The sequence below is a fragment of the Mesorhizobium ciceri biovar biserrulae WSM1271 genome (assembly GCF_000185905.1).
Classification (GTDB): domain Bacteria; phylum Pseudomonadota; class Alphaproteobacteria; order Rhizobiales; family Rhizobiaceae; genus Mesorhizobium; species Mesorhizobium ciceri.
In genome coordinates, this window is the sequence record NC_014923.1 from 101,917 (window position 1) to 115,095 (window position 13,179).

Consider the following 13,179-nt stretch of genomic DNA (forward strand, 5'->3'; position numbering starts at 1 on the left):
CACCCTCTACCTGCCATCAACCCGGTTTCGCCTTCTCGCATGATCTTCTCCCGAAGACCCACCTCGCTTTATTGCTTCGACACCAGCGCCAGCGCGCGGATCGGGCTGCCGGTGCCGTGCTCGATCTTGAGCGGCGCCGCGATCAGGATGGCGCCCTTCGGCGGCAGCTGGTCGAGGTTGCAGAGGCTGGCGAGACCGTAGCGGTTGGCCTTGTGCATCAGCGTGTGCGCCGGGAATGGCGGCTCCATGCCACCGGCCTTGCCGGCATCGGTGCCGATCGTCTCCGAGCCCCAGCCCCTGATGTCCTTACTGATCAGGAACTGGATGGCTTCGGCCGTCGGGCCGGGCGTGTGCGGGCCGGTCTCGTTGGCGTTGAGGAACTCGGCTTCCGAGCCGTTGCGCTTGTACCAGTCGGTGCGCATCACCACCCATTCGCCGGCATTGATCGCACCGTGCTTGGCTTCCCAGGCCTTGATGTGGTCGACGGTGAGCAGGAAATCGGGGTCGGCGGCGGCTTCCTTCGAACAGTCGATGACATTGACCGGGCCGACGAAATTCTGCGCCGGAATGGTGTCGGTGGCGCCGTCCGGATAATCCTTGCCGCTGATCCAGTGCTGCGGCGCGTCGAAATGCGTGCCCGAATGTTCGCCGAGCTTCAGCCAGTTCCAGGCCCACCACGGACCGTTCTTGTCGTAACGGGAGATGTTGTGGATCTCGACCTTCGGCGTGTCGACGGCGAGTTCCGGCGGCAGCTTGATCAACGGCGTGTCCGGCCCGAGCGGCGCCGACAGGTCGACCACCTTGATGGCGCCTGAAAGAAGCTGGCTGGCGACTTCGCCGAGGAGTTTTTGCGTGTCCATGGTTTGAAGTTCCCTCTTTCGTGTGATGATCAAGGCTCGTCTCGGCCCTTAATATCCTACTAGACGAAAACATATGCATCTGCAATTATCTTTAAGCATAAAGGAATGGGGACGGGGCGTGAGCGAGTTCGACGCCATCTTTGTCGGAGCGGGCCACAACAGTCTGGCATGCGCTGCGCATTTGGCTCTCAAAGGCTGGAAAACAGGGGTTTTCGAGCGTGGCGCGGCAATCGGCGGCGCCGTCCAGACGCGCGAATTCACCCTTCCCGGCTTCCGCCACGATTTCGGCGCGATGAATCTCAGCCTCTTCGCCGGCTCGGCCTTCCACCGGAAATATGCAAATGAATTGAAAGCGCAGGGGCTGGAGTTCGCCCCGGTCGCCGACTGTTTCGCCAGCGCATTCCCTGACGGGCGCTGGTTCGGCGTCAGCAACGATCTGGAAAAGACGGCCGCGCGCATCGCCGCCTTCTCAGCCGCTGACGCCGCCACATGGCGCAGGCTGGTTGCCGCCTTCCCGGCAGAGGCCGAACACCTGTTCCGGCTGCTGGGTTCGCCGATGAGTGCCCGCGCGCTTGCCGGCACGGCGTGGAACCTGTGGCGCAAGAAGGGCATGTCCGGAGCGCTCGATACGGGCCGGCTGCTGCTGTCCTCACCCCGCGCCTGGCTGGAGGAAACTTTCGAGTCGCCGCATATCAGGGCAACGCTCGCCACTTGGGGCATGCATCTCGACTTCGCCCCGGATATCGCCGGCGGTGCCGTGTTCCCCTATCTGGAATCGATGGCCAACCAGAGTTTCGGCATGGTGCTGGGCAAGGGCGGCGCCGATAGCATCATCCGTGCCCTCTCTGGCATGGTGACCTCCGCCGGCGGCAAGATCGTCACCGGCGCCGAAGTCGCCGAGATCACGGTTTCCGCCGGCAGGGCGACCGGCGTACGGCTTGCTTCAGGCGCGTCGCATACCGCCACCAGGGCAGTCATTGCCGGCGTCGCGCCTACGGCGCTGACGGGCAGATTGCTGCCCAATGGTTCGGGCGACGCCGGCTTCGACACGACGATGCAGAAATTCCGCCATGCGCCAGGCACGATGATGATCCACCTGGCGCTGGACGATTTGCCGGATTGGCGTGCCGGAGCGGAGCTTCGGCAGTTCGCCTATGTGCATCTGTCGCCGTCGCTCGACGCCATGTCGCGCACCTATCAGCAGGCGATGGCGGGCATGCTGCCGGACGAGCCGGTGCTGGTGGTCGGCCAGCCGACGGCGATCGACCCGTCGCGGGCGCCTCAGGGAAAGCATGTGCTGTGGGTGCAAGTGCGCATGCTGCCCGCCGAAATCACAGGCGATGCCGCCGGCAAGATCGCACCGGACCATTGGGACAAGGTGAAGGAAGCCTACGCCGAGCGTGTCCTCGACATCATCGAGACCTATGCGCCCGGCCTGCGCAACAAGATTCTCGGCCGCGCCGTCTTCTCGCCCATCGACCTCGAGCGTGAGAACCCGAATCTCGTCGGTGGCGACCAGGTCTGCGGCAGCCATCATCTGGCGCAGAACTTTTTATTCCGCCCGGCGCGCAACTATGCCGGCTGGAACACGCCGGTGGCGCATCTGCACCTCACTGGAGCCGCGACATGGCCGGGCGCCGGCACCGGTGCGGCGTCGGGCTTCATGCTCGCACAACAGCTTGGCGGGAGGTAGGAGCCGGAGATTTCCTTGAGGCTACGAGGGGCAAGGCGCTGCTGCCCAAGAAGCCTGAACCGATGACATGAAGACGCCGCGCAGAAACAAAACCAACAAGGGGAACGACCATGACAATCAACAGACGGGAATTGCTGGGATACAGCGCCGCGGCACTCGGAGTGGCCGCCGTCGGCCTGCCGCAGATCGCTAGGGCGGCTGCCGGCGAACTGACCATCGCCTACAATGTCAACCTGCCATCCTGGGATCCGACCACCGGGCCTTCGGCCGTCAACCCGACGATCCAGGGGCTTTACCAGTCGGTATTCGACCAGTTCATCCCGCAGAAGCCCGATTTGTCCTTCGCGCCGGGCCTGCTCACCGAATGGGGCTGGAACGACGACCACACCAAGATCATGATGACGGTGCGCGAAGGCGTGACCTGGCATGACGGCTCGCCGTTCACGGCCGAGGACGTCGTCTGGTCGCTGCAGCGGGCAGGCGACGAAAAGACCGGCAACCCGATCCAGTTCGTCTGGAAGAACGTCAAAAACTTCAAGATCGACGGCAACAAGATCACCGGCGACGTCGTGCAGTTCGACCCGGTCTATTTCAAATGGATGTCGTTCCTGACCGGCTACATCATGCCGAAGGCCTATTATGAGAAGGTCGGCGCCGAAGGTTTCGAGAAGGCGCCGATCGGCACCGGCCCCTACATGGTGGAAAAGTTCGAGCGCAACGCTTTCCTGCGGCTCAAGGCAAACCCGAACTACTGGGGCGGCAAGCCGGCCTTCGAGAATGTGACGATCAAGTTCGTCGCCGACGCGGCAAGCCGCGTCGCCGAGATCGAATCCGGCTCCTCGCAAGTGACGCTCGAAATCCCCTACGAGGAGTATGACCGGCTGATCGCCAAGGACGGGCTGGCCGGCTCGTGCAAGAACGTTTCCGACATCGGCATGATCTTCTTCAACGACATCGAGGCGATGCTGGACAAGAACGTCCGTCAGGCCGCCGTGATGGCCGTCGACAAGAAGCTGCTGGTCGATCGCCTGCTGCGCGGCTACGGACAGCCGATCGATACGCTGGAAACGCCGGAATACGCATCCTACGACGCGTCGATCAAGGTCGAGCACAATCCGGAAAAGGCCAAGGAATTGCTGGCTGCCTCCGGCTATTCGCCGGAAAAGCCGGTCAAGTTCACCATCCAGACGACCAAGGGCTTCAAGCCCAAGGACTATGAGATGATCCAGGCGATCGTCGGCATGTGGCGCAAGGTCGGCATCGAGGCGACGATCGAGGTCTACGAGATCGCAAAGCACTACGAACTGCGCGCCGCCGATAAGCTGGCGCCGGCCGCCTTCTACAACTGGGGCAACGCCATCGGCGATCCGACCACCTCGACCGGCTTTGCCATGTACGGCCCGAGCCCGCATTCGGTGTGGGACAGCCAGGATTTGATCGACATGATCAACCCGCTGTGGGGCGAGAAGGACGAGGCCAAGCGCATCGCCGGCTGGAAGGCTGTCGACAAATACATCGCCGAGCAGGCCTATGTGCTGCCGCTGATGCAGTATGCGCAGCCCATCGTCCATGCCAAGGGCGTCAATGTGGTTCAGCATGTGTCGGGCGCGCTGCTGCCGGCCCTGATGACCCCGGCCTGAGAGAGTCGAGAAAGGCGCGCTGTCGCAAAGCCGGCATGCCTTCTCCCAACTTGCGCAGGCCCCCTCATCCGGCCCTTCGGGCCACCTTCTCCCCGCTGGAGAGAAGAGACCGGCTCAGCCGTCGGCGACCTCTTCTCCCCTCGGGGAGAAGGTGGCCGCGAAGCGGCCGGATGAGGGGTCTTCGTTCCATCAGTCACTGAAACGCATTAGGCCTACGCCAGAATGCTCCTGCAAAGATTCCTGATCCGTCTGCTGACGATGCTGATCACGCTGTTCGGCGTGGCCGTCGTCGTCTTTGTCGTGATCCGCGTCGCGCCCGGCGATCCGATCGCCATGATGCTGCCGCCTGGTGCTACGGATGCCGACATTGCCCGGCTGCGAGCGCTCTACGGCCTCGACAAGACCATCGTGCAGCAATTCTTCATCTGGCTGTCAGGCGTCGCCAGGGGCGATTTCGGCACCTCGATTTCGCTCAGGCAGGATGTGCTGGGTCTCGTCTTCAACCGGCTGCCAGCGACGCTGGAGCTTGCCATCGTCGCGCTTGTGATGGCGGTGGCACTCGGCGGCACGACGGCAATCATCGGCGCGCGCGAACGCGGCACGGCGGTCGAGGCCGGCATCGACATCGCCAGCGGCGCGGCGCTTTCCATTCCCGACTTCCTGTGGGGCCTGGTGCTGATCCTGCTGTTCGGGGTGCTGGTGCCGATCTTCGACATTTCCGGCCGGGTGTCGCCGCAACTCGACCTGCCCTTCGTCACCCAGTTTTATCTGTTCGAGAGCTTGCTTCGTCTGCGCCTCGACCTGACCTGGGATCTGCTGAAACACATGCTGATGCCGGCCGTGGCGCTGGCGCTGCCGCTGGCGGCGATCATCTCGCAGCTGCTGAAACAGTCGCTGAAGGAAGTGCTCGACCTCGACTACGTCGTGCTGGCGCGGGTCAAGGGATTCTCGGAAACACAGGTCATCCTGCGCGAAGCGCTGAAGAATGCCGCGCTGCCGACGCTGACGCTGGTCGGCGTGCAGTTCACCTTCCTCATCGGCGGCACCGTCATCGTCGAACGGCTGTTTTCCTATGAAGGCCTCGGCAACATGGCGATCGACGCCGTCATCAACCGCGACCTGCCGCTGATCCAGGGCATCGTTCTGGTCTTCGCGCTGCTGTTCGTGCTGATCAACCTCAGCGTCGACATGATGTACGCACTGCTCAATCCAAGGCTGCGCCATGGATGAGGGCCGCGCTCAAAGACGAGCTGTGTCGCCGCGTCTGTGGCTGGCCGGCGGCTGGCTGCTGCTGGCGCTTCTGGCGGCAATCTTCGCGCCGCTGGTCGCGCCGCAGGATCCGCTGGCGCAGGATTTGATGCTGGAACGGTTGCCGCCGTTCTGGATGGCCGGCGCCGAACCCGGCTATTGGCTCGGCACCGACAGCCTCGGCCGCGATCTGTTGTCCCGGCTGATCTTCGGCGGCCGCATCGCCTTCATCGTCGCTTTCGCCGCGGCCATCGCCGCCTGCCTGGTCGGCTCGATGCTGGGGCTCATAGCCGGCTATTTCGGCGGCTGGGCCGACCGCATCATCTCGCGCATCGTCGATGTCTGGATGGCATTTCCGCCGGTGCTGTTCGCCATCCTTTTGGTTGCGGTGCTCGGCACAGGCTTGAGTTCCGTCATCCTGGCCATCGCCATCATCGACTGGACGCGTTTCTGCCGGGTGATCCGTGCCGAGACGATGGGCCAGTCGCGCATGGACTATGTCGAGAATGCCCGCATCGCCGGCTATGGCCGCATCGGCATCATGCTTCGCGAAGTGCTGCCCAATGTGGTGCCGTCGATCGTGGCGCTGCTGTCGCTGGAGATGGGCATCGCCGTCATCGTCGAGGCGATCCTGTCCTTCGTCAATCTGTCGATCTCGACCGACGATCCGACCTGGGGCGGCATCATCGCCGAGGGCCGGCTGTCGATCCATCAGGCGTGGTGGGTGCTCGTATTTCCGCTGATCACGCTGATCCTCACCGTGCTGTCGTTCAGCCAGTTCGGCGAGGCGCTGAAGACGCGCTTCGACCCGGTGCTGCGATGAGCGCGGTCTGCCTTGACATCGCCAATCTGAGCGCCGTGCTGCCCAACGGCCAGCGCGTGCTGCGTTCGGTGTCGCTCTCCGTCCAACCCGGCGAGGTCCGCGCGTTGGTCGGCGAAAGCGGCGCCGGCAAGACGATGATCGGCAAGGCTGTGCTTGGTGTGCTGCCGTCGAGCGTGCGCATCGTCGAAGGCGATATGTTGCTTGAGGGCGAAGACCTCGGCAAGTTGCCGCCCAAGGCACGGCGCACGCTGATCGGGGCATGCACGGCGCTGATCCCGCAGGACCCGCTGACCGCTCTCAACCCGTCACGCCGCATCGGCTCGCAGATGACCGACCGGCTGGTGCGCATCCTCGGCTGGAGTGGCGAGAAGGCCGATACCCGCATTCGCCAGTTGCTGGACGAGGTGCAGATCCGCGACCCCGACCGCGTGCTCAAAAGCTATCCGCACGAACTGTCCGGCGGCATGCGCCAGCGCGTGCTGATCGCCGCCGCCTTCGCCGCGGAGCCAAGGCTGATCGTCGCCGACGAGCCGACCACGGCGCTCGACGTCACCGTGCAGAAGCAGATCCTGCGGCTGATCGCTGCGTTGCAGCGCGAGCATGGCACGGCGATCCTGTTCGTCACCCATGATCTCGGCGTCGTCGCCAAGATCAGCCAGAGGGTCTCGGTGCTCTATGCCGGCAAGGTGGTGGAGGAGGCCGAGACCGCAGCGCTCTTCGCCGCGCCGCAGCACCCCTACACACGGGCGCTGATCGCGGCGACGCCACGCTACACCGATCCTTTCGCCTCGCTAAGACCGGTGGACGAGGCGGTGCTGGCCGGACTTGCTTCGGAGATCGCTGCCGCCGACCAAGCCTGGAGGCGGCCGCATGGTTGAACCGTTGTTCTCCGTGCGCGGGCTGAAGGTCGCGCTGCCCGACATGACGCGCAAGCCACTGATCGGCCGCGCGCCATTGGCCGAAATCCTGAAGGGCCTGGACTTCGACCTGCCGCGGGGCTCGGTGACCGGCATTGTCGGCGAATCCGGTTCGGGCAAGTCGACGCTCGGCCGCGCTTTGGTGCGCCTGCTGGAGCCAAGCGCCGGCAGCATCCGCTTCGACGGCCGCGACATCACCAATCTGCCGGAAGCGGAGCTGCGGCCGCTGCGGCGCAATCTGCAGATGATTTTTCAAGATCCGATGTCGTCGCTCAACCCGCGCCGCACCATTGCCAGCATTATCGCCGCGCCTTTGAAGCAGAATGGTCTTGGCGACAACCTGAAGGCGCGCGTCGCCGAGGCGCTGCAGCGTGTCGGCCTGCCGCAAAGTTTTGCCAGCCGCTATCGGCACGAACTGTCGGGCGGCCAGCGCCAGCGCGTCGGCATTGCGCGCGCTCTGGCGCTGTCGCCAAAATTCGTGCTCGCCGACGAGATCGTCTCCGGGCTCGACGTGTCGACGCAGGCGCAGATCCTGACCCTGCTGGAGCAGCTTGCCGCGGAGATGGGGCTGACCGTCGCTTTCATCAGCCACGATCTGTCTGTCATCCGGCGGCTGTGCCGGCAAGTGATCGTCATGCGCGAAGGCGCGATCGTCGAAGCAAGCGCCACCGACGCCTTGTTCGATAAGCCGCGGCAGGCCTACACGCGCGATCTCATCGCGGCCATTCCGCTGCCCGAGATCGATGCGAGCTGGCTGGACATTCCTTCCGCAGCCAAGCCGCCGACATGAATGCATACGCACGCCGAAGAGCGGGCCTCGGACGTGCGACCACAAAGACCCAAGTCCCGCCAAATGGAGAGGACTGACATGAAGACCACAATCGCAATTGCAACGCTCGCCGCCGCTATGCTCGGCAGCGCCGGCATGGCCTCGGCGGATTCGATCCCGGGCATGCGCGGCCACGACCACACCGGCATCACCGTTCCTGACATGAAGCAGGCGGTCGACTTCTTCACAGAAGTGGTCGGCTGCAAGAGGGCGATGTCGTTCGGCCCGTTCGCCGACGACAAGGGCACCTTCATGCAGGATCTCCTGGGCGTCGATCCGAAGGCGGTGATCGAAGAGGTCACCATGGTGCGTTGTGGCTACGGCTCGAACATCGAGCTGTTCAAATACACAGCACCGGACCAGAAGGACCTGACGCCGAAGAACAGCGACATTGGCGGCTTCCACATCGCCTTCTATGTCGACGATGTCGCTGCTGCCAAAGCCTATCTCGAAGGCAAGGGCGTCAAGACGCGGATGGGGCCGCTGCCGGTCAAGGAAGGGCCGGCCGCCGGCCAGACCATCCTCTATTTCCAGGCGCCGTGGGGGCTGCAACTGGAAGCGATCAGCTATCCCGATGGCATGGCCTATGAGAAGGGCGCCGAGACGGTGCTGTGGAGCCCGAAGAACCCGGAAAAGTGATCGGCAGCGCGCTTGCGTCATGACACGCAGGCGCGCTTTCGCCATGTCAGGACGATCATTCTGATATAAAACTTTAAGCTTGAAATATCTTGTCGCCGGCGCGATACTGAACTCCAGCAAGCGAAGAGGAGATCGCACAGATGAAGGTTGCGGTTCTCGGCGGCGGACCAGCCGGCCTCTACTTTGCCATTTCGATGAAACTGAGGGACGCCGCCCACGATGTGACGGTGTTCGAGCGCAACCGCGCCGACGACACGTTCGGCTGGGGCGTCGTGCTGTCGGCCGAAACGCTCGACAATCTGTCGAAAAACGATCCGGTCAGCGCCGTCTGGATCAAGAAGCACTTTGCCTACTGGGACGACATCGCCGTCATCCATGACGGCGTGCGCACGGTCTCGTCAGGACACGGCTTCTGCGGCATCGGCCGCAAGCGGCTGCTGGTCCTGCTGCAGCGCCGGGCGCGTGAACTCGGCGTCAAGCTGATGTTCGAGACCGACATCGCCGATCCCAAGCCTTACATGGCGACGCACGATCTGGTCGTCGCTGCCGACGGCCTGAACTCAAGGGCGCGCAACAGCTTCGTCGACATCTTCAAGCCCGACATCGACACCCGCAAATGCAAGTTCGTCTGGCTCGGCACCAACCAGAAATTCGACGACGCCTTCACCTTCATCTTCGAGAAAACCGAGCATGGCTGGGTGTGGGCCCACGCCTACCAGTTCGACAGCGACACGGCGACCTTCATCGTCGAATGCAGCGAACAGACCTGGGGCGCATTCGGCTTCGGCGCAATGTCGCAGCAGGAATCGATCGCCGTTTGTGAGCGGATCTTCGAAAAACATCTCGGCGGCCACGCCTTGATGACGAACGCCAACCATATCCGCGGTTCGGCCTGGATCAATTTCCCGCGCGTGCTGTGCGAGCGCTGGTCTTACAAGAATCTCGCGCTGATGGGCGATGCGGCGGCGTCGGCGCATTTCTCGATCGGCTCCGGCACCAAGCTGGCACTGGAAAGTGCTGTGGCGCTGGCCGAATATGTCGAAACCGAGCCGGACTTGGATGCCGCCTTCCGCAGATATGAGGATGCCCGCCGCACCGAGGTGCTCAAGCTGCAATCGGCGGCGCGCAATTCGCTGGAATGGTTCGAGGAGGTCGAGCGCTATCTCGGCCTCGATCCGGTGCAGTTCAACTATTCGCTTTTGACCCGCTCGCAGCGTATCAGCCACGAGAATCTGCGACTGCGCGATGCCGAATGGCTTGAAAGCGCGGAAGAATGGTTCCAGCGCCAGGCGGGCGCCGGCGGCAACAGCCTGCGCCGCGCGCCGATGTTCGCGCCGTTCAAGCTGCGCGACATGAGGCTGCAGAACCGCGTCGTCGTTTCGCCGATGGCGCAGTACAAGGCTGTCGACGGCTGTCCGACCGACTGGCATTTCACCCACTACGCCGAGCGCGCCAAGGGCGGCGCCGGCCTCATCTATATCGAGATGACCTGCGTCAGCCCGGAAGGGCGCATCACGCCCGGCTGTCCCGGCTTCTACGCGCCCGAGCATGAGGTGGCGTGGAAGCGGCTGGTCGATTTCGTCCACACCGAGACCGAGGCCAAGATCTGCGCCCAGATCGGCCACTCCGGCGCCAAGGGCTCGACCCGGCTCGGCTGGGAGGGCACTGACGTGCCGTTGGTCTCAGGCAACTGGCCAGTGATGGCGGCCTCGGCGGTCGCGTGGTCGCCGCAGAATCAGGTGCCGAAGGCGATGGACCGCGCCGACATGGACCGCGTGCGCGACGAATTCGTGGCGTCCACCGAGATGGCCGATCGTTGCGGCTTCGACATGCTCGAAATCCACGCCGCGCATGGCTATCTCTTGTCGTCCTTCATCACGCCGGTCACCAACCGACGCACGGATGAATATGGCGGTTCGCTGGACAATCGCATGCGCTATCCCCTCGAAATCTTCCGCGCGGTGCGCGCCGCCTGGCCGGCGGAGAAGCCGATCTCGATGCGCATTTCGGCCAATGACTGGGTCGGCATCGAGGGCGTGACGCCGGCCGACGCGGTCGAGATCGCGCGGCTGCTGCATGAGGCCGGCGTCGACATCTGCGATGTCTCGGCCGGCCAGACTTCGGCGCTGGCAAAGCCGGTCTATGGCCGCATGTTCCAGACGCCGTTTTCCGACCGCATCCGCAACGAGGTCGGCATGGCGACGATGGCGGTCGGCAACATCTACGAACCCGACCATGTCAATTCCATCCTGATGGCCGGCCGCGCCGACCTCGTCGCGCTGGCACGGCCGCATCTTGCCGATCCCTACTGGACGCTGCATGCCGCCGTCATGCTCGGCGACCGCGGTGTCAAATGGCCTGATCCCTATCTGCCCGGACGCGACCAGCTCTACCGTCTGGCCGAGCGCGACGCCGCAGCGGGGCTGAAAGTATGACGGCCGCCGCGACGATACCCGGCAAGCATGCGCTGGTCACTGGCGGCGGCTCCGGCGTCGGGCGGGCCATCGCGCTGGCGCTGGCTGCTGCCGGCATCGGCGTCACCATCTGCGGCCGCCGGGAAGCAGAGCTCGCCAAGGTGGCCGGCGAAAACGACCGCATCTCTGGCATCGCCGCCGATGTCACCGACGAGGCGGCAATGGCGGCGCTCTACGAGAGGGCGCAAGCCGCGCGTGGGGCCTTCGACATCGTCGTCGCCAATGCCGGCATGGCCGGCAGCGCGCCGGCGCACAAAACCGCGCTCAGCGACTGGCAGCGGACGCTCGACGTCAATCTGACCGGCGCCTTCCTGACGGTGAAGCCGGCGCTGAGCGGCATGGCCGCGCGGAAAACGGGACGAATTGTTTTCATCGCCTCGACCGCCGGCCTGAAAGGCTACGCCTATGTCGCGTCTTACGTCGCCGCCAAGCATGGCGTCATCGGCCTGATGCGGGCGCTTGCCGCCGAAACAGTGAAATCCGGCGTCACCGTCAACGCGGTGTGCCCAGGCTTTGTGGAAACCGAAATGCTGGAAGAGTCCATCCAGCGCATCATCGAGAAGACCGGCCGCTCGGTCGAGCAAGCGCGGTCAAGCCTCGCCTCGACCAACCCGCAAGGCCGCTTCATCCAGCCGGATGAGGTCGCCGCCGCCGTGCTGTGGCTGTGCGGCGACGCCGCCCAATCGATCACCGGACAGGCGATTTCCATCTCAGGAGGCGAAACATGGTAGCCGGCCCCCTGCCCGCGCCGTCGGGACCCGGCAAGGACCGCTTGCGTCTGTGGATCAGGCTGCTGCGTGCCTCGCGCACGATCGAGGCCGAGCTGCGCGAGCGGCTGAAGAAGGACTTCAACACCACGCTGCCGCGCTTCGACGTGATGGCAGCGCTTTATCGCGCGCCGGAAGGCATGCTGATGAGCGACCTGTCGCGTTTCCTGCTGGTCTCTAACGGCAATGTCACGGGCATCGTCGACCGGCTGGTTTCGGAAGGACTTGTCGCCCGCGCGCGGCGCAATGGCGACCGCCGCACCTCGATGGTGCGGCTGACCGAGGAAGGGACGCAGGCCTTTGCCGCCATTGCCGCGGCGCATGAAGGCTGGATCGGCGAATTGCTGGGCAAGGTCAGCGAGGACGACGCGCGCCGGCTGACCGGCATGCTGACCTCGTTCCGCAGCAACTGGGAGGGACGCGAATGACCGCAATGGCCGGGCGCAAGCCGAAGCATTTCCTCTGGGAGGTCGAGGGCAGGATCGCCAAGGTCCGGCTCGATCGGCCGGAGCGCAAGAACCCGCTGACCTTCGACAGCTATGCGGAACTCCGCGACACGTTCCGCGACCTCGTCTATGCCGACGATGTCGACGCCGTGGTGTTCCTTTCCAATGGCGGCAATTTCTGCTCCGGCGGCGATGTCCACGACATTATCGGCCCGCTGGTCAAAATGGACATGAAGGAGCTCCTGGTCTTCACCCGCATGACCGGCGATTTCGTCAAGGCGATGCTGAATTGCGGCAAGCCGATCATTGCGGCGGTCGACGGCGTCGCGGTCGGCGCCGGCGCCATCATTGCGATGAGCTCCGACATCCGCATCGCCACGCCGGAAGCCAAGACCGCGTTCCTATTTACCCGCGTCGGCCTCGCCGGCTGCGATATGGGCGCCTGCGCGATCCTGCCGCGCATCATCGGCCAGGGCCGCGCCGCCGAGCTGCTCTACACCGGCCGCACCATGACCGCTGATGAAGGCGAACGCTGGGGTTTCTACAACCGGCTGGTCGATGCCGCATCGCTGGAGGCCGACGCGCTCGACATGGCGGCGCGCATCGTCTCCGGCCCGACCTTCGCGCACGGCATCACCAAGACCCAGCTCAACCAGGAATGGTCGATGGGTCTCGACCAGGCGATCGAGGCGGAAGCGCAGGCGCAAGCGATCTGCATGCAGACCCGCGACTTCGAACGCGCCTACAAGGCGTTCGTGGCCAAGGAAAAGCCGGTGTTCGAGGGGGATTGAGGATGATGCTTTGCGTGGAGACGTTGGCGGGAGGGGGGCGCCGTAGTGCGCA

Annotated in this window: 12 protein-coding genes; 11 read left to right on the plus strand and 1 reads right to left on the minus strand. The window is 64.4% G+C overall.

Translation table 11 applies throughout. The features are described from left to right. Nucleotides 1-68 precede the first annotated feature (68 nt). Entirely contained in the window at nucleotides 69-860 is a 792-nt protein-coding gene (locus tag MESCI_RS00480) for a cyclase family protein (RefSeq protein ID WP_013527969.1), read from the minus strand. Nucleotides 861-978: 118 nt separating this feature from the next. Between MESCI_RS00480 and MESCI_RS00485 the strand changes: the two genes are divergently transcribed. The 11 genes from MESCI_RS00485 to MESCI_RS00535 all read left to right on the plus strand — a co-directional run bounded on the left by MESCI_RS00485 (nucleotide 979) and on the right by MESCI_RS00535 (nucleotide 13,127). Beyond that, nucleotides 979-2,553, plus strand: a complete 1,575-nt coding sequence (locus MESCI_RS00485) for a phytoene desaturase family protein (protein WP_013527970.1) — start codon at nucleotides 979-981, stop codon at nucleotides 2,551-2,553. A gap of 110 nt (nucleotides 2,554-2,663) precedes the next feature. Next, nucleotides 2,664-4,193, plus strand: coding sequence for an ABC transporter substrate-binding protein (locus tag MESCI_RS00490; protein ID WP_013527971.1), 1,530 nt, complete (start codon nucleotides 2,664-2,666; stop codon nucleotides 4,191-4,193). 222 nt (nucleotides 4,194-4,415) lie between these two features. Beyond that, the gene (locus tag MESCI_RS00495) at nucleotides 4,416-5,423 is read left to right on the plus strand and encodes an ABC transporter permease (RefSeq protein WP_013527972.1); all 1,008 of its coding nucleotides are present in this window, start codon (nucleotides 4,416-4,418) and stop codon (nucleotides 5,421-5,423) included. Next, entirely contained in the window at nucleotides 5,416-6,264 is an 849-nt protein-coding gene (locus MESCI_RS00500; protein ID WP_013527973.1) for an ABC transporter permease, read from the plus strand. The genes MESCI_RS00495 and MESCI_RS00500 overlap by 8 nt, the downstream gene beginning before the upstream one ends. Next, a complete protein-coding gene (locus tag MESCI_RS00505) occupies nucleotides 6,261-7,142 on the plus strand; it encodes an ABC transporter ATP-binding protein (RefSeq protein WP_013527974.1) in 882 nt (293 codons plus the stop codon). The genes MESCI_RS00500 and MESCI_RS00505 overlap by 4 nt, the downstream gene beginning before the upstream one ends. Further along, on the plus strand, nucleotides 7,135-7,971 hold the full coding sequence (locus tag MESCI_RS00510) for an ATP-binding cassette domain-containing protein (protein WP_013527975.1): 837 nt from the start codon (nucleotides 7,135-7,137) through the stop codon (nucleotides 7,969-7,971). Before MESCI_RS00505 ends, MESCI_RS00510 begins: the two co-directional genes overlap by 8 nt. Before the next feature lie 78 nt (nucleotides 7,972-8,049). Continuing rightward, on the plus strand, nucleotides 8,050-8,649 hold the full coding sequence (locus tag MESCI_RS00515; RefSeq protein ID WP_013527976.1) for a VOC family protein: 600 nt from the start codon (nucleotides 8,050-8,052) through the stop codon (nucleotides 8,647-8,649). Between the two features lie 140 nt (nucleotides 8,650-8,789). Continuing rightward, complete coding sequence (locus tag MESCI_RS00520) at nucleotides 8,790-11,084, plus strand: bifunctional salicylyl-CoA 5-hydroxylase/oxidoreductase (protein WP_013527977.1); 2,295 nt, start codon at nucleotides 8,790-8,792, stop codon at nucleotides 11,082-11,084. Beyond that, nucleotides 11,081-11,854 (plus strand): SDR family NAD(P)-dependent oxidoreductase, encoded by a 774-nt coding sequence (locus tag MESCI_RS00525; protein WP_013527978.1) that lies wholly within the window; start codon nucleotides 11,081-11,083, stop codon nucleotides 11,852-11,854. The genes MESCI_RS00520 and MESCI_RS00525 overlap by 4 nt, the downstream gene beginning before the upstream one ends. Further along, nucleotides 11,848-12,318 (plus strand): MarR family winged helix-turn-helix transcriptional regulator, encoded by a 471-nt coding sequence (locus MESCI_RS00530; RefSeq protein WP_013527979.1) that lies wholly within the window; start codon nucleotides 11,848-11,850, stop codon nucleotides 12,316-12,318. Before MESCI_RS00525 ends, MESCI_RS00530 begins: the two co-directional genes overlap by 7 nt. Next, nucleotides 12,315-13,127 (plus strand): enoyl-CoA hydratase family protein, encoded by an 813-nt coding sequence (locus tag MESCI_RS00535; RefSeq protein ID WP_013527980.1) that lies wholly within the window; start codon nucleotides 12,315-12,317, stop codon nucleotides 13,125-13,127. The genes MESCI_RS00530 and MESCI_RS00535 overlap by 4 nt, the downstream gene beginning before the upstream one ends. Nucleotides 13,128-13,179: the final 52 nt, after the last annotated feature.

Coding starts and splice junctions, on each gene's coding strand:
- MESCI_RS00480 (WP_013527969.1), bottom strand. CDS start 860: ATGGACACGCAAAAACTCCTCGGCGAAGTCGCCAGCCAGCTTCTTTCA.
- MESCI_RS00490 (WP_013527971.1), top strand. CDS start 2,664: ATGACAATCAACAGACGGGAATTGCTGGGATACAGCGCCGCGGCACTC.
- MESCI_RS00495 (WP_013527972.1), top strand. CDS start 4,416: ATGCTCCTGCAAAGATTCCTGATCCGTCTGCTGACGATGCTGATCACG.
- MESCI_RS00500 (WP_013527973.1), top strand. CDS start 5,416: ATGGATGAGGGCCGCGCTCAAAGACGAGCTGTGTCGCCGCGTCTGTGG.
- MESCI_RS00505 (WP_013527974.1), top strand. CDS start 6,261: ATGAGCGCGGTCTGCCTTGACATCGCCAATCTGAGCGCCGTGCTGCCC.
- MESCI_RS00510 (WP_013527975.1), top strand. CDS start 7,135: ATGGTTGAACCGTTGTTCTCCGTGCGCGGGCTGAAGGTCGCGCTGCCC.
- MESCI_RS00515 (WP_013527976.1), top strand. CDS start 8,050: ATGAAGACCACAATCGCAATTGCAACGCTCGCCGCCGCTATGCTCGGC.
- MESCI_RS00520 (WP_013527977.1), top strand. CDS start 8,790: ATGAAGGTTGCGGTTCTCGGCGGCGGACCAGCCGGCCTCTACTTTGCC.
- MESCI_RS00525 (WP_013527978.1), top strand. CDS start 11,081: ATGACGGCCGCCGCGACGATACCCGGCAAGCATGCGCTGGTCACTGGC.
- MESCI_RS00530 (WP_013527979.1), top strand. CDS start 11,848: ATGGTAGCCGGCCCCCTGCCCGCGCCGTCGGGACCCGGCAAGGACCGC.
- MESCI_RS00535 (WP_013527980.1), top strand. CDS start 12,315: ATGACCGCAATGGCCGGGCGCAAGCCGAAGCATTTCCTCTGGGAGGTC.